General features: G+C 34.3%; 13 protein-coding genes. 3 read left to right on the top strand and 10 right to left on the bottom strand.

Features of this window, described 5'->3' with window-relative positions; genetic code table 11:
- The first annotated feature begins 177 nt into the window (after positions 1 to 177).
- Positions 178 to 990 carry an NUDIX domain-containing protein gene (locus tag DW196_RS09690; protein WP_118251123.1) on the top strand — a complete coding sequence of 271 codons (813 nt, stop codon included), beginning with the start codon at positions 178 to 180 and terminating at the stop codon, positions 988 to 990.
- A 22-nt stretch (positions 991 to 1,012) separates the two neighbouring features.
- Entirely contained in the window at positions 1,013 to 1,702 is a 690-nt protein-coding gene (locus DW196_RS09685; RefSeq protein WP_118251122.1) for an alpha/beta fold hydrolase, read from the top strand.
- A 35-nt stretch (positions 1,703 to 1,737) separates the two neighbouring features.
- Here DW196_RS09685 and DW196_RS09680 read toward each other — a convergent pair whose 3' ends face one another.
- Genes DW196_RS09680 through ppdK form a run of 3 tightly spaced genes read right to left on the bottom strand, consistent with a single transcriptional unit; the run spans position 1,738 to position 5,837 of the window.
- Positions 1,738 to 2,568, bottom strand: coding sequence for a pyruvate, water dikinase regulatory protein (locus tag DW196_RS09680; protein WP_118251121.1), 831 nt, complete (start codon positions 2,566 to 2,568; stop codon positions 1,738 to 1,740).
- Positions 2,555 to 3,187: a helix-turn-helix transcriptional regulator gene (locus DW196_RS09675; RefSeq protein WP_079345118.1), complete on the bottom strand. Its 633-nt coding sequence runs from the start codon at positions 3,185 to 3,187 to the stop codon at positions 2,555 to 2,557. The genes DW196_RS09680 and DW196_RS09675 overlap by 14 nt, the downstream gene beginning before the upstream one ends.
- A gap of 13 nt (positions 3,188 to 3,200) precedes the next feature.
- Positions 3,201 to 5,837, bottom strand: coding sequence for a pyruvate, phosphate dikinase (ppdK, locus tag DW196_RS09670; RefSeq protein ID WP_118251120.1), 2,637 nt, complete (start codon positions 5,835 to 5,837; stop codon positions 3,201 to 3,203).
- A 175-nt stretch (positions 5,838 to 6,012) separates the two neighbouring features.
- Between ppdK and DW196_RS09665 the strand changes: the two genes are divergently transcribed.
- Positions 6,013 to 6,870 carry a YitT family protein gene (locus DW196_RS09665; RefSeq protein ID WP_071456649.1) on the top strand — a complete coding sequence of 286 codons (858 nt, stop codon included), beginning with the start codon at positions 6,013 to 6,015 and terminating at the stop codon, positions 6,868 to 6,870.
- A gap of 39 nt (positions 6,871 to 6,909) precedes the next feature.
- On the opposite strand, the gene DW196_RS09660 is transcribed toward DW196_RS09665, so the two are convergent.
- From DW196_RS09660 to DW196_RS09630, 7 genes are all read right to left on the bottom strand, one after another.
- Positions 6,910 to 7,158 (bottom strand): KH domain-containing protein, encoded by a 249-nt coding sequence (locus DW196_RS09660; RefSeq protein WP_071456648.1) that lies wholly within the window; start codon positions 7,156 to 7,158, stop codon positions 6,910 to 6,912.
- Between the two features lie 13 nt (positions 7,159 to 7,171).
- Positions 7,172 to 7,447, bottom strand: a complete 276-nt coding sequence (gene rpsP / locus DW196_RS09655; RefSeq protein WP_071456647.1) for a 30S ribosomal protein S16 — start codon at positions 7,445 to 7,447, stop codon at positions 7,172 to 7,174.
- Between the two features lie 95 nt (positions 7,448 to 7,542).
- A complete protein-coding gene (locus DW196_RS09650) occupies positions 7,543 to 8,433 on the bottom strand; it encodes an ATP-binding cassette domain-containing protein (protein ID WP_118251119.1) in 891 nt (296 codons plus the stop codon).
- Positions 8,434 to 8,443: 10 nt separating this feature from the next.
- A complete protein-coding gene (locus DW196_RS09645) occupies positions 8,444 to 9,619 on the bottom strand; it encodes an ABC transporter permease subunit (protein ID WP_118251118.1) in 1,176 nt (391 codons plus the stop codon).
- Positions 9,612 to 10,661, bottom strand: coding sequence for a hypothetical protein (locus tag DW196_RS09640; RefSeq protein ID WP_118251117.1), 1,050 nt, complete (start codon positions 10,659 to 10,661; stop codon positions 9,612 to 9,614). Before DW196_RS09640 ends, DW196_RS09645 begins: the two co-directional genes overlap by 8 nt.
- A gap of 93 nt (positions 10,662 to 10,754) precedes the next feature.
- Entirely contained in the window at positions 10,755 to 11,489 is a 735-nt protein-coding gene (locus DW196_RS09635) for a potassium channel family protein (protein WP_118251116.1), read from the bottom strand.
- 21 nt (positions 11,490 to 11,510) lie between these two features.
- Positions 11,511 to 15,752 (bottom strand): 2-hydroxyacyl-CoA dehydratase, encoded by a 4,242-nt coding sequence (locus DW196_RS09630; RefSeq protein WP_118251115.1) that lies wholly within the window; start codon positions 15,750 to 15,752, stop codon positions 11,511 to 11,513.
- Positions 15,753 to 15,989 lie beyond the last annotated feature (237 nt).

The following is a 15,989-nucleotide window of genomic DNA, read 5'->3' as shown; positions in this document are numbered from 1 at the left end:
TCCTAGAGTTTTGTGTCTTACAAACTCAATATACCCCCTACCCTATAAAAAAGAAAGTGTTTTGCTCATTTTTTTAATGTATTTTTTACCTATTTCGACTCTTAATGGGTTTAAAAATCACTTTTATCTGATAAAATAGAGAAAGATTAGTAAGTTTGAAAAGAGAGGTAGTTATATATGTCGACTTTCGACAAAAAAACAACAGAACAACACTACTACGAAACGCAAGTTAATGAAGAAGAATATTTAAATTGGTACAAAAAACAACATTTTCCTACACAAGATATGCCATCTGTTACCGTGGATAATGTTTTATTTTGTTATAACAAAGAACAAGATGCACTAAAAGTATTACTAATAAAACGTAATACCCATCCTTTTAAAGACTCATGGGCTTTGCCTGGTGGATTTGTCACACCTGGAGAAGCAACTGCTGATAGTTGCATTAGAGAAACAAAAGAAGAAACAAACGTTGAAATAACACGAGAACATGTAGAACAACTCCATACATTTAGCACACCTGGACGTGACCCTCGTGGTTGGGTTATTACTGTCAGTTACTTAGCGTTTATTGGTGAAGAACCGTTAGATGCAGGAGATGAAGCCGCACAAGCATCATGGTTTGATTTAACACGTGAAGGCGAGTTGCTACAACTAACCAATCATTCAGATGCGACGATTTGTTTAAACCTTACAACTGGTGAGTCAATTGGTGAAGATTCTCTAGCCTTTGACCATGCAAAAATTATTATTAAAGCCTTTAACCGTGTGTGCAATAAAATGTATCACGAGCCTCAAGTCTTGCGTGTTTTAGGAAATGATTTTACAATAAGTGAAGCAAGAAGAGTTTATGCCAAATTTTTAGGTGTGAGCTTTAAAGATATCGACCACTCAAACTACAAAAAAGCCATGCTCCCTTATTTTAATGAAATTGGTGAGCGTGCAACGGGTGTTGGCCGACCATCGAAAATTTATGAACTAAAATCTTAAGTCATTACTGGGGGAAAATCTTATGGAAAAAATCGTCTCATCAACTGATGGAAGCCATATTTTTTACAAAGTGTTAGGTCAAGGGACACCCATGTTCTTTATCCATGGAAATAGTGGCTCACATCAAGCTTTTCAAAAACAAGTTGATGTCTTTCAAAAAGATCATTTACTTATTTTGATGGATACAAGAGATCATGGCCACTCAACAAATCAAAGTGAACAACTTGATTTCCAAGCCATTTTTGATGATGTACTAGCCATTTTGGAAAATGAGCAAATTGAACAAACCATTATGGTAGGATTTAGCGATGGTGCAAACATTGCCCTATCATTTGCCAATTATTACCCAGAACGTGTGTCAAAAATGGTATTAATTTCCCCTAATATTCGTTTTGACCAACTAAAAAAGAGCAAGCAACTTCTCTATAAATCACTGCATGTCGTTAGTGAACAGTTACTAAGATTAAAAAAAGGGTCTAGGGTATTACGTTTAGCCATGAAAAACTTACCTCTCACCTCAAATTATCGTGAGAAGTTAAAAATGCCGATTTTATTTATTTTTGGTGATCGAGACATCATTGAACTAAAAAAAGTCACGCCTTTTATTGATTCTCTAAAACAAGCGAAGTTAATTGTATTAAATAAAACCGGCCACTCGATTTTAAGAACTCGTCCCCTAATAGTGAACAAAGAAATTGAATCCTTTATATAGAAAAAGCGATACGCATTGACACGTATCGCTTATTTTTATTGATTTTTATATGCTTCTTCAATTAGTTGAGCAGATTCCTCAATTGAACGATTTTCAACATTGATGACAATCGCACCTAATGATTCGTACAATTCGTGTGCAAAATTTAACTCTTCTTTGATTCTATCAAGTGCCACATAAGATGAGCTACCGTTTAATCCAAGTGAATCTAGACGTGATTGTCTCACACGCATGATATACTCTGGGCTAGCTGTTAAGCCTATCACTGGCACATTGTTCAATTGGAATAATTCTTTTGGAATTGGTACTTCTGGTATCAATGGTAAGTTTGCGACTTTGACCGAACGATTGGCTAAATACATGCTCAGTGGTGTTTTTGATGTACGTGAAATACCCAAAATCACTAAGTCTGCCTTTCTAAACCCTTTTGGATCTTTTCCATCATCATATCTCACAGCAAATTCAATGGCTTCAATTCGTTTGAAATACTCCTGATCCATTAAATAAAGTGAGCCACTCTCATGAGTTGGTTCCATATGTGTTCTGTGTGACACTTTCGTCATTAATTCTGTCATGTAATCAACATATTCAAGTCCTGTACTTTTAGCAAAATCAGCACAGACTTTATTTAATTCACTATCAACTAGTGTTGTCACCACAATCGCTTTTTCATTTAAAGCATCAGCTAATATTTGCATTAACACTTCTTTTGAATCCACAAAGGGAAACTTTTTAATGTCATAGTTTTCAAGTTTTGGAAACTGTGCTAATACGGCATTTATAATGCGCTGAGCTGTTTCTCCAATTGAATCTGATATAACAAATAGTTGTAATTGTTTAAATTTACTCTCTCTAAAGTTGTTCATGTTTTAGTTCTCTCCCTAACTTAATAAAGTGCTGCACCACTTTTGTTTTTGATAATTTACCAACGACTTGATTGGTTTCTCGACTTAATACGGGTAGTGAATCAATTTCATGGGCGCTCAATAAACTACCTGCCTCTAAAATGGTCATATCTGGGTAAGTAACTACCAAATTAGGCATACGAGTCATAATAATCGCAATTGCTAAATCTAAATCTTGATTATTTAACAAGCTTCGTAATAAATCTTTTCGTGATACTAAACCGATTAAGTCCTTTGATTCTTCATCAATGACATAAAGTGACCCACAATCATACATAAATAGGGATGTGGTAGCATCTTTAATTGTTGTATGAGGATAGATAATGACAGGATTTGACATAACCTCATCCACTTGAACATCAAATAAATGCTCCTGTAATAATGGATCAAATGGTAATCCTGAATAGATATAGCCTACTTTTGGTCTGGCATCAAGAATACCAGTCATCGTTAAAACAGCTAAATCACTTCTTAATGTTGGTTTAGTTAATCCTAATTGTTCTGCGATTTTATCTCCACTAATCGGCTCATTCGTTTTGACAATCTCGATAATCTTTTTTTGTCGCTCGCTTAGTTCCACAAAGACACCTCTTTTATTCGTTATTAGACGCACGACGGATGGTACTTTGAGCTGCTGCAATATAAGCAATCGGAATTCTGTATGGTGAACATGACACATAATCTAAGTTAATGTCATCAAAAAATTCGATTGACGTTGGGTCGCCACCTAATTCACCACAAACACCAATTTTTATATTTGGTGTTGTTGAACGACCCTTTTCAACGGCTGTCTTAATTAATTCTCCCACACCATCTTTATCAATTGTTTGGAATGGATCAACTGGTAACACGCCTTTTGAAACGTATTCATTAATATATTTTGCTGCATCATCTCTTGAAAAACCAAACGTCATTTGCGTTAAGTCATTTGTTCCAAAACTAAAGAAATCCGCAGTTGTAGCAAGTTGGTCAGCAATTAAACAGGCTCTAGGAAGTTCAATCATTGTCCCAATGCGGTAAAAGACATTAATATCTTCTTCTTCCATCAAGGCATCTAGATACAATTCAATTTTTTCTTTTAGTTCACTTAACTCTTTTGTTGTTCCTACTAATGGTATCATAATTTCAGGTGTTACGTCTAAACCAGTTTCACGTTTCATCGCAATAGCACTTCGAATAATCGCTTCACTTTGCATAATATAAAGTTCAGGATATGTCATACCTAAACGACACCCACGATGTCCAAGCATTGGGTTCACTTCATGTAATTCTTTCAAACGACGTTCAATTTCATTTTTGCTAACATTCATCTCTTGAGCTAAATGAATGATGTCTTCTTCTTTTGTTGGCATAAATTCATGCAATGGTGGGTCTAGTAAACGAATCACACCTGGTAACTCATTTAACGTCGAAAAGATTTCTTTAAAATCTTCCATTTGATAATCTAAGATAACTTTTAATGCTTTTTCACGTTCAATATAGCTATTTGATAGAATGAATCGTCTCATTTGAATCAAACGTTCTGCACCGAAAAACATATGCTCTGTACGAATTAATCCGATACCATCTGCACCAAAGTACAGTCCTGTTGTGATATCACTTACTGTTTCAGCATTCATTCTTACATCAAGACGAGCATGTTTTTTCGCCCAAGCCATAATCGTATCAAAATAATGAGAGGTTCCTGTTACTTCAACTTCTAATTCACCTAGGTAAATAATACCATTAGATCCATCAACTGAAATCACATCACCTTCATTTAATTGACCACCTAGATACACCACGCGTTTTAAAAAGTCATCAATTTCTAACTCACTACATCCAGCGACACAACATGTTCCCATACCACGAGCGACAACTGCCGCGTGAGATGTCATACCGCCACGACTTGTTACAATCGCCTCACTCGCTACCATTCCCTCGATATCCTCAGGAGACGTTTCTTGTCGCATTAGAATAACTTTTTCACCTTGTGCTGCCCATTCTTTAGCTCTTGCTGCATCAAAACAAACTTTCCCAACAGCCGAGCCAGGACTTGCTGGTAACCCAACGTCAGATACTTTTACTGCTTCTTCTAAGGCTACTTTTGAAAACTCTGGATGAAGTAAATGACTAATCATATCAGGATTTAATGTCAGTAAAGCATCTTCTTCTTGAATTAATCCTTCTTCGACCAAATCAACGGCAATTTTCACACTTGCTTGTGCTGTTCGTTTTCCATTTCGTGTTTGTAAAATATACAATTTCCCTTTTTCCACAGTAAACTCGATATCTTGCATGTCACGATAATGTTGTTCTAACAAATGTGCTAGACGAGCAAATTCCTCATAAACTTCAGGTAGATCATTTTTTAATTTTTCGATTGGCTCTGGCGTACGAATACCTGCTACAACATCTTCACCTTGAGCATTGATTAAGTACTCACCAAATAATTTATTTTCACCTGTCGCTGGATTTCTTGTAAAAGCTACACCTGTCCCACTGGTATCTCCACTATTTCCAAAGACCATTAATTGAATGTTAACAGCTGTTCCAATATCATCTGGAATATGGTTTAACTCGCGGTAAATATGAGCTCTCTCATTGTTCCAAGAATGAAATACTGCTTCAATCGCTAAATGTAGTTGTTCTTTCGCAGATTGTGGAAACGGTTTCTTTTTAATTTCCAAAATAATACGTTTAAATTCAGTTACAATTTGTTTTAAATTTTCACCTGTCAACTCACTATCTAGTTTAACGCCGTGTTTTTGTTTGTAAAATGTTAAATAGTTTTCAAAATACTGCATATCAATCCCAAAGACAACGTTTCCAAACATTTGTAACAAACGTCGGTAACAATCGTAGGCAAATGCTTCGTCCTCTGTTAATGAAGCAAGTTGTTCTACTGTTTCATCATTTAATCCCAGGTTTAAAATCGTATCCATCATACCCGGCATTGAGAATTTTGCTCCACTACGAACAGAAACAAGCAATAAATCATTATCACCTTCAAATGATTTATTGGTTTTCTTTTCTAATAAACTCAAATGTTCATCTATTTCTTTTTTTAATTCATCTGATAATTCTTTTGTTGTATTTAAAAACGACATACATGCTTCGGTCGTAATAGTAAAGCCTGGTGGAACTGGCAAGCCTAAGCGTGTCATCTCTGCCAAGTTTGCTCCTTTACCACCTAATAAGTTTTTCATATCTGCATTACCTTCATCAAATTGATATACTTGTTTTAACACACTAATTCCTCCAATTAACTTTAATTAGTACCTGTTAATGATTATATAATACGTCATATATAAAATCAATAGGCAATTAATAGGTTTTATTAGAATGTTCATTCACAAATTAATGCAAAACTACTTTAAAAAATTTCTGAAATAAGTTACGATATATTTTCAAGGAGGAGTCAATATGGTACAAACTTTACAAAAAAAGATGGGGACACGCTTTAGTGATACCTTATTTATTGTCATTGGAACACTTTTTGTCGCATTTGGTTTCAATGCTTTTTTATTGCCCAATCGAATCGTTTCTGGAGGAATCAATGGATTAACCATTATTTTATACGAGACACTTCATTTAACACCCAGTATTGTGTTATTTTCAGTTAACTTTGTGTTGCTGACACTATCTTTCTTTTTATTAGGGAAAGAAGTTTTTTTCAAAAGTATTTTAGGTAGTTTTCTTGTGCCATTATTTGTGTCATTACTACACGGTGTGGCTCTAAGTTCTATTGAGCCTATTTTAGCTGCTATTTTTGGTGGGATTACAGTTGGTCTTGGGGTAGGTTTAGTCTTTTTAGGAAAAGGCTCAACTGGAGGAACAGCCTTAATTGCATTGATTGTCCAAAAATACATTCCAATTAAATTAGGAATTATTTTAGGAATTTGTGATGGATTAGTTATTCTAAGTGCCCTTTTTGTGTTTGATGTGCAGGCGGTTTTGTTTGCTCTTATTGCATTGTATTTAACTAGTCGTATGGTTGATACCGTTCAAGTTGGTCCTGAATCATCTAAAAATGTCATGATTATTTCTAATAACTATAAAAAAATTCGAGAACAGATTATTTCTGATTTAGACTTAGGGGCTACTCTTATTTCTATTGAAGGTGGCTTAAATCTTGAAGAGAAGAAAATGATTATGGTCGTTATTCAGGAAAATCAATTTATCGCACTAAAACAAGCAATACTAGATATCGACGAAGAAGCATTTGTCGTGGTTACAAGTGCTCATGAGGTTGTTGGTAAAGGATTTACTGCTTATAGATAACAAAAAAGCAAGCGTTAGATTAACTCTAACACTTGCTTTTTAATTATTGTCATCTAGAATGTTTAAACGAATTCTCTTAGAATGATCCGTACGAACACTGTAAACAATTGTACGAATTGCTTTCGCCACACGACCTTGTTTTCCAATGATACGACCGATATCTTCTGAAGCTACTTTTAAATTGTACTCCATAAATTCCTCAGATTCTTCTACATCTAGGCGAACTAAATCGGGTTGACTAACTAACGGACGGACAATGGTTAATACCAAATCTTTTACATCAGTCATTCATAAGCCCACCTTATTTTTTAGTATATTTAGCTTCGTGATGTTTTTTCATGATTCCTTCACGAGATAAAATGTTACGTACTGTATCAGAAGGTTGAGCTCCTTTTGATAACCAGTCTAAGATTAAGTCTTCTTCAACTTTTACTTGAGCTGGCTCTGTTAATGGGTTGTAAGTTCCCACTACTTCGATGTAACGTCCATCACGAGGTGAACGAGAATCTGCTACTACCATACGATAAAAAGGTTTCTTTTTAGAACCCATACGTTTTAAACGAATTTTAACTGCCATTATTAAGGCACCTCCAAAAATTTTTGATTTGTTTTAATCACAAAGATTAGTTTATCAGTTTTAAAGGGTCTTGTAAAGTGTTTTTTCTTTACAGGTTAATCTTTTTTATTTAACCCAAATTTTATATCGTAGGCTTCCTTTAAAGAGAGCCTTGAAACCGTCACACTACTCATTTTTTCTAAAGGTAGATTAAGGAATAATTCTTTCTCATCACCATTATCTAATGGTAGTAAAAATAATCCTTCCGCTAATAATTGACCTCTTTCTATGATGTCTTCTGATAAAAAACGACAATCAGCTTCATTTATTTTTAGATACCTTGTTTGGTCTTTGGTTCCAATTTTCCGGTCGAAAAATAATTCTAATTGACCATTTGATAGAAAGAAAATACGATCTGCATACTGCTCCAAGTTATCCAACAGATGAGACGCTATAATGATTAATTTTCCTTCGTCTCTTTTTTTCGCCATAATGGTTGAAATAAGTGTCACGTTTGTTGGATCTAGTCCATTCATTACTTCATCCATTAGCATAATTTTCGTATCAGCTGCTATTTGCATAGCAAAACATAGTCTTTGTCTCATACCTAATGAATAGTTACCGACTAAATCATTAATATAATGTGCCATATTTAGCTCATTAATTAACTCTTTAACTGGAATTTTAGATTTCCAAATCTTTTTATACATCATTAAATGCTCTAAACCAGTTTTATGATTATACAAATCTTGCTGGTCTGGCATCATACTTATTTTTTTATACAATTTGATTTGCTTTCTAGCTGATTTGTAAGTTCCTTTTTTATCAATGATTAGTTGACCTTTTTGTGGTGTTTCATAATTCATTAACACATTTAACAAGGTACTTTTCCCTGTTCCATTAGGTGCTACTAATCCCACAATTTCGCCCGCATGAAAGTCTTCAGTAATATCCTTTAAAACTAGTTTATTTTTGTATGAAAAACTAATATTCTCTAATTTAATCATAGACTTCTCCTTATAGTTGACGTTTTTTTACGGTACTTAATTTAAATAATAGAATCAACAACAATACTGTCACTCCAACGACAAGGTATCCTTGATTTGTCGTAAGGTACGGGGTGGACCAAAAGAAACCTTGGTATCCTGACACTATATCACCACTATATAAATAACTTGTTGGTGAATAGTAAAGTGCGTAGATGTCTCCTAATCCATGTCGTTGATAAAATAGGCTAGAAAATGTTATTAACACAATCACGACCAGATTGATAAAATCTTGTTTTAGCCGAAAAGAAATTAAAAACGTGAACAATACAATGGCTAAACAACTTAATCCCATCAAACCTAAACTCTTCGCTAAAAACAAACCAATTGTCTCGCTAGAAAAAGTTGAATTCAAATTAGACACGGCATCAATTGGAAAGATACTGTAACTTGATGGTAAACTTAATAAACCAAATCCTCGGCGTAATCCTATCCAAATAAACCCGATACTAAGAGGAATTATCATTAAAAAGAGTCCGATAAACGTTATGATCAATTTAGCGATTAGTCGTTTAAATACACTCAAGGGGTAGCCATTTACTAAACTCTTATGCTGACGATCTTTACTAATCATATCTACCGAAAATAATATAGCTAACAAACAAAAAAGGACTGGTAAAATCCGGTGCATTAGACGAGAAATCACTTGCCAAGCTGTCTCTTCATTTAACTGATTTAACGATAACTTACTCGTTTGTTTAGCGTACTGTGCCATTTTTGGCCCCATACTTCTATTACCATAAAAATTTTCAAACTCCGCGAAATCATTACCATATGTGTAATACAATGGGTTAAGAATACTACCACCTTCATACCATTCAGCAGTTGCTTTCGCATATATTTTGAAGTCTTGTTTTTTTAGAGCCTCATATCTTTTTTCTTCAATTGGCAATACCATACGAAATGATTCAACAGCACTTAAAGTGTCTGGGTGTGTCTCTCCTTCAAGATTCACTGTTTCTAAAAAATTCTTTTTATCTAGGTAGTTTGCTTCTATTTTTTTTAAATTCGTTGTTTCATAAATCTTAAAGTTGGGTTCAACTTTTATCACAAAAAATAAGGAAAGAAACCCTACAATCAAGTATAAGACGATATTTTTTTTATTATGAAAAAAATCTTGCCCTTCTTGTTTCAAATAATTAATCATTGCGTCTTCCTCCCCTACTTAATTTTAGTTGGATAAAAAAGATAACGATTAACACCACAATACTACCAAGTAAATACATCACACCTTGATTAATTGAAACGTATGAAGTGCCTTCAATAATTAAAGATGGGGAAAGAACTGTTGCTAATTTAAGTTGGGTTGGAAATAACCAAATAAAGGCATAGGTCATACACTCAATAATCACCGTGACATAACTATTTTTTGTGATATTATTTAAAACTGAACTGATTAAAAATGATAGCATAAACACTAAATAGCCAAATAAAATATAATAGCAAACTTTCTTAACCACTGTTGTGATAACAAACTTATTTTGGTAAACGACTTCTATCAAGCTTAAATCACCAAATCCACTTCCACTAATACTTTGTAAAATAGCTAAATAACCAATAGTTAAAACAAGCACTCCCCCTAGTATCAAACTCTTTTTAATAAAATTACGTACCAATCGTTGGGTTAAACTTCGAGGTTGTCCTTTCAACAGGCTCTCATGTTCTTTTTCATCTACGATTAATCTTGCATTAACTACTGATATCAATGGAAACCATGCTACACCTAGTATCGTTAATAAAGAGATAATTAACCTACCAAACGTCAATGATTCCAACGGTAAGGTCTTTCCTGATTCTTTTAGCGCCTTGTAATACGTTTCATCTCTTTGTACCTGCTCTTTAGATAACTGAAGGGAGGTAATATCGGAAAAACCATCCAACTGCCTAGCTTGTTCACGAATATCAGTCAATTCAATGGTTGTGTCGATGTAATTTTGTTCATCTTCAAATAATAATGCGTTAAACTGTCTTGCTATCACTGATGTTTGTTGTAATAAATTTTGATACAGCGTTCCCCCTTCATCACTTGGCACATTTCGATAATCTAGAAGGGCAACCGTGATTTGAAGTGTTTCAGCTTGATTTAATTCTTTCAGACGATAGCTATTTTTCTGCTGAGAAATCATAAAAATTCCTGTCATCACTAGAAAAAACAGTATTGCATATACAACACGTTGTTTTTTACTCATTTTACACCTCAACTTCCTCATAATTATTTCATTTATTTTTAATTATATCACAATACTAAACAAAAAAAGCCTCACATAAAATGAGACTTTTTATCATTTTGTTGTGTTATTCAATTTTTGCTGTTTCTTTTTTTCTAATTCTAGCCAAGCTTCAATCACTTCTAAATCTTCTTGACTAAACGATTTTTCTTGCAATAATTCTTCTATGATATCGTCTGTTTTTTGATAAGGTGATTTTTTTGAATGGCTGATAGCACGTGTCAAACTACTTGTAAAAGCAGAAATAATGCCGACACCAAGGACCATCAAAATCCCGCCAATCAATCGTCCCAAACCTGTTTGAATGACAATATCACCATACCCAACTGTTGTAACAGTCTGCATTTCCCACCAAATCAAATCTTCATAATTACTTATATTAGGCTCCATCCATAATAATGGAAGGGGTAAAAAGATGAAAATAATTAAAAAGATATTAAATAGTTTTCCTGTCCCAGTTTCTCGTAACTTGAAAAAAACTGGGAGGAAATATCGTTGACCTAAAGACGTAATCTGGATACTTTGCATAATGATTGGAAAAAACTTAACCAAACGAAATCCATGATGAAACGGAATAATCGCAATAAAATCCAAAAAGTGATGTCTCAGATAGTTTTTTCTATTTTCCGTTTTCCATAGACTATAAAAACTATCTAGCGCAAATATTGCTAAAATAATCATATTAATCATCTCTTTGTATGGCATATTAATCACATTCACAACCAATGAGACGATAATTAAAATAAACATAGTAAACAAATAAACTTTTTTTATTCGCTGTTGTGTCATCTTCTTCTCCGTGTATTCCTATTAAACTTCTACACTCGTCTGCATATTTTTCTTAGCGGTTGCTAACATCAAACGAATACGATTTAATTGATTGACTACTGATACGCCAGGGTCGTAATCAATTGCTGCGATATTAGCTCCAGGATATTGATGGCGTAATTCTTTGATTACCCCTTTACCGACCACATGATTTGGTAAACAGCCGAATGGTTGCATACACACAATATTATTGACACCTGTTTTAAGTAGATCAATCATCTCACCCGTCAAGAACCAACCTTCTCCTGTATGATTTCCAATTGATAAGACTTTACTAGCGTCTTCTGCTAATTGCTTAATAGAATGAATGCCTGTAAAACGTTGTGAATTGTTTAATGCTTTAGACATTGGTTTCTCAATTTTTTCAATCAATTTTATAGCAAATTCGGCATATGTTTTATTTTTCTTCGGCATACCAAGGTTTTCATATTTCCATATTTGATTATACAAGGAATAATTCATAAACCCAATCAAATCTGGGACAACAACTTCTGCCCCTTCTTCTTCAAGTAAGCGCACAATATCGTTATTTGCTGTTGGAGAGTATTTAACAAAAATTTCTCCAACTATTCCTACTTTAGGTTTGTTCGTTTCATGTAGTGGTATCGTATCGAAATCTGTGATAATTTGTTTCATGTTTTTATTAAACAATGTCAAAGAACCATTTCGAACATTTTTTTCTACTTTTTTAAGCCATGCTTGATGTAGGACATCTATTTCACCTTTATTCATTTCATATGGACGTGTGCGATAAACCAGTCGCTCAAACAAATCACCATATAAAACAGCCACTGCAATACGTTTTAGCATAGGTAACGTAAACTTAAATCCTGGGTTGGACTCTACTCCTTTATTGCCAAGTGACATTGAAACAACAGGGACTTGGCCAAATCCAGCTTCTTTTAAGGCTTTTCTAAGAAGTGGAATGTAGTTTGTCGCACGACACCCACCACCTGTTTGAGTCATCATAACGCTGACATTATCTAAATCGTACTCATCACTTTGCAAGGCCTCAACAAGTTGCCCAATAGAGATAATCGCTGGATAACATGCATCATTATTGACAAATTTCAATCCCACGTTAACGGCTTCTTTATCCATCATTGGTAAGCAGACAACATTGTATCCTGATGATTCGAGTGCAATATCAAACAATCCACTTTGATGAATTGGACTTAACATGGGTAATAACAGCGTATGTTTTTTACGCATTTCTTTAGTAAAGACGATTCTTTCTGGCTCTTCAAATTGAATGTTTGGTTGATAATTGTTTTTCTCACGCTCTTTCATTGCTGCTTTCAGTGAACGAATACGGATACGAATCGCACCTAAATTTAATCCCTCATCAATCTTCAAAACAGTAAATATCTTGCCATACTTATCTAGAATTTCTTCCACTTGATCTGTTGTCACGGCGTCAATTCCACAACCAAACGAATTTAGTTGCACCATTTCTAAATGTTTATTCTTTCCAACTACTTTAGCTGCTGCATACAAACGAGAATGATACACCCACTGATTCACCACTCGTAAGTTATCCATCTCTTCCAAGTGAGAAATACTGTCTTCTGTTAAGACATGGAACCCTTCTTGAGTAATAATTTGTGAAATACCATGATTGATTTCTGGATCAATATGATAAGGTCTTCCAGCTAAAACAATTCCTTTTTCACCTTCTAATGTCAACATACGTAGTGTTTCTTCACCTTTCGCTCGGATATCTTCTTTGAACTTTTCTAGCTCATCATAACCGCGCATTAACGCATGTTTAACTTCTTCAGGTGTGACATCAAAGTCTTTAAAACATTCATAAAGCACAATAGCCACAGAATCAGGATCAGCTAGATTAAGAAACGGATTACGATAATCAATTTTTTCTTCTCTTATGTCATCCATATTATTACGTAAAACATCTGGATAGCTCTGTACAATTGGACAATTAAAATGATTATCCGCTGATTTTTCCTCTTGTCTTTCGAAAATGACACCAGGATAGAAGATTAATGGTACACCATCATCAATTAATGACTGAACATGACCATGTGAAATTTTAGCTGGATAACACACTGTGTCACTAGGAATCGTTTCAATTCCTTTTTCATACACCTCTTTGTTTGAACGAGGTGACAATCTCACCCTGAATCCTAATTCAGTGAAAAATGTATGCCACAACGGGTAATTTTCATACATATTTAAAACACGAGGTAATCCTACTTCACCACGAGTCACTTCTTTTTTACGTAATGGTTTGTATTTAAACAAACGTTTGTATTTATAATCAACTAAATTTTCTTTTTTATCTTCTTTTTTGACTTTAATTCTGGCACCACGTTCACAACGATTTCCCGTAATAAATTGACGGCCATCTGAAAATAAGGTCACAGTTAACATACAGTGGTTTTCACATAAACCGCAGTCCATGCGATCTTTTTTGACAGATAAGTCATCCAATTCTTCAAGTGATAAAATAGTTGATTCATCACCTAATTCATAATCTTCTAAAGCAATCAAAGATACACCAAACGCACCCATAAGACCAGCAATAGATGGTCTCACAACTTCTCGTCCAACGAGTTGTTCAAACGCTCGTAGGACAGATTCATTGTAGAAAGTCCCACCTTGGTAGACGATTTTTTTTCCTAATTCTTCTGGTCTTCGTACTTTAATTACTTTGTATAATGCATTTTTCACGACCGAATAAGATAATCCTGCAGAGATTTCCCCTACAGAAGCTCCTTCTTTTTGAACTTGTTTCACTTTCGAATTCATAAATACGGTACACTTTGAACCTAAATCTACTGGATGACTCGCTTTTAGTGCCATGTCTGCAAAATCTTCAACACCATAATTAAGAGATTTTGCAAATGATTCAATAAAAGAACCACAGCCTGAAGAACATGCTTCATTTAGTTGGATAGATGATAATACACCGTCTTTTATTGTCATAGCCTTCATATCTTGTCCACCAATGTCTAAGATAAAATCTACACCAGGATTAAAATAGTTAGCAGACTTATAGTGAGCTACTGTTTCGACCTCACCAATATCAATTTTTAAAGCATGTTGAATTAGTTTTTCACCATAACCAGTTATCGCAGATTTAGCAATAAAGACTTTTTCTGGCAATTGTTTATATACGTCTTTAATAATCCGAATGGTTGTTTCTAAAGGCTCTCCTTCATTATTGCCATAATAGGAATAAAGTAGGTTCCCCTCATCATCAATCAATGTTAATTTTGTTGTAGTCGAACCTGCATCAATTCCTAAAAAGACTGCTCCTTCATGTGTCGCTAAATCTTTCTTCTGAACTGAGGCTTTATTATGTCGTTCTCTAAATTGGTTTAATTCTTCAGGCGTTTGAAATAATGGCTCTAAACGATCAGACGTCGATAATTCTGACATGTCCTCTGTTTCTAACAAGTGAATTAAATCACTTAATACATTAGCCTTAGCCCCTTCAGAATCAAGTGCTGCTCCCATTGCCACAAATAATTGTGGATTATCCGGGAAAATGATATCTTCATCTTTAATAGCCAATGTTTCGATAAATCGTTGACGTAATTCTGACATAAAGTATAAAGGACCACCTAAAAAGGCAATTTTTCCTTTAATTTTTCGTCCAGAAGCTAACCCTGCGATTGTTTGGTTAACAACAGCTTGAAAAATACTTGCTGCAATATCTTCTTTTGCTGCCCCTTCATTAATCAATGGTTGCACATCTGTTTTGGAAAATACCCCACATCTTGAAGCTATTGGATAGATGGTATGATAGTTTTTTGCCAGCTCATTGACACCATTAGCATCAGTTTTTAAAAGAGTAGCCATCTGATCGATAAATGCCCCAGTGCCCCCAGCACAACTTCCGTTCATTCGCTGTTCCATCGCACCATCAAAAAAGGTAATTTTAGCATCTTCTCCACCTAATTCAATTGCCACATCAGTTTCTGGAATCACTTCCTCTACTGTTTTTGTACAAGCAATGACTTCTTGAATAAAATCAATTTTTAATAAATCGGCAAGCCCAATTCCCCCTGAACCTGTAATATTCATTGTGAGTTCTTGGTCACCGATAGCATCTTTTGCTTCTTTTAGTATTTTAATTGCAGCAGTTTTTACATCGGAATAGTGACGCTCATACTTGGAAAATAAAACGTCATTCTCTTCATTTATCACGACTAATTTTACAGTGGTTGATCCCACATCAATTCCTGAACGTAATGTCATCCATTTTTCCTACTCTCTTTATCTGTTCGCTATAGCCATTTTCAAAACATTTTCATAGATACCAGTTTAAATCAAAAGTCGTAAAAAATATAGCAAAGACTAGGTAATTATTAAATAATGGCTGTACACTAAATCCTGTTGATAGATTAAATTCTATCAATGCGATTTTTTATTTTAGGCATAGAAAAAGGGGCATTCTTATTGGTAAAATTAAGTCGTCTATAACTAACATTACAA

Source organism: Vagococcus sp. AM17-17 (genome assembly GCF_003471765.1).
In the GTDB taxonomy this organism is placed as follows: Bacteria; Bacillota; Bacilli; order Lactobacillales; family Vagococcaceae; genus Vagococcus; species Vagococcus teuberi.
Note: the sequence above shows the minus strand (reverse complement) of the source record. Positions and strands in the feature narration are given on the sequence as shown.

What these genes read in the sequence shown, in the direction of transcription:
- DW196_RS09690 (WP_118251123.1), top strand. Translation starts at nt 178, where the DNA reads ATGTCGACTTTCGACAAAAAAACAACAGAACAACACTACTACGAAACG.
- DW196_RS09685 (WP_118251122.1), top strand. Translation starts at nt 1,013, where the DNA reads ATGGAAAAAATCGTCTCATCAACTGATGGAAGCCATATTTTTTACAAA.
- DW196_RS09680 (WP_118251121.1), bottom strand. Translation starts at nt 2,568, where the DNA reads ATGAACAACTTTAGAGAGAGTAAATTTAAACAATTACAACTATTTGTT.
- DW196_RS09665 (WP_071456649.1), top strand. Translation starts at nt 6,013, where the DNA reads ATGGTACAAACTTTACAAAAAAAGATGGGGACACGCTTTAGTGATACC.
- DW196_RS09660 (WP_071456648.1), bottom strand. Translation starts at nt 7,158, where the DNA reads ATGACTGATGTAAAAGATTTGGTATTAACCATTGTCCGTCCGTTAGTT.
- rpsP (WP_071456647.1), bottom strand. Translation starts at nt 7,447, where the DNA reads ATGGCAGTTAAAATTCGTTTAAAACGTATGGGTTCTAAAAAGAAACCT.
- DW196_RS09650 (WP_118251119.1), bottom strand. Translation starts at nt 8,433, where the DNA reads ATGATTAAATTAGAGAATATTAGTTTTTCATACAAAAATAAACTAGTT.
- DW196_RS09645 (WP_118251118.1), bottom strand. Translation starts at nt 9,619, where the DNA reads ATGATTAATTATTTGAAACAAGAAGGGCAAGATTTTTTTCATAATAAA.
- DW196_RS09640 (WP_118251117.1), bottom strand. Translation starts at nt 10,661, where the DNA reads ATGAGTAAAAAACAACGTGTTGTATATGCAATACTGTTTTTTCTAGTG.
- DW196_RS09635 (WP_118251116.1), bottom strand. Translation starts at nt 11,489, where the DNA reads ATGACACAACAGCGAATAAAAAAAGTTTATTTGTTTACTATGTTTATT.
- DW196_RS09630 (WP_118251115.1), bottom strand. Translation starts at nt 15,752, where the DNA reads ATGACATTACGTTCAGGAATTGATGTGGGATCAACCACTGTAAAATTA.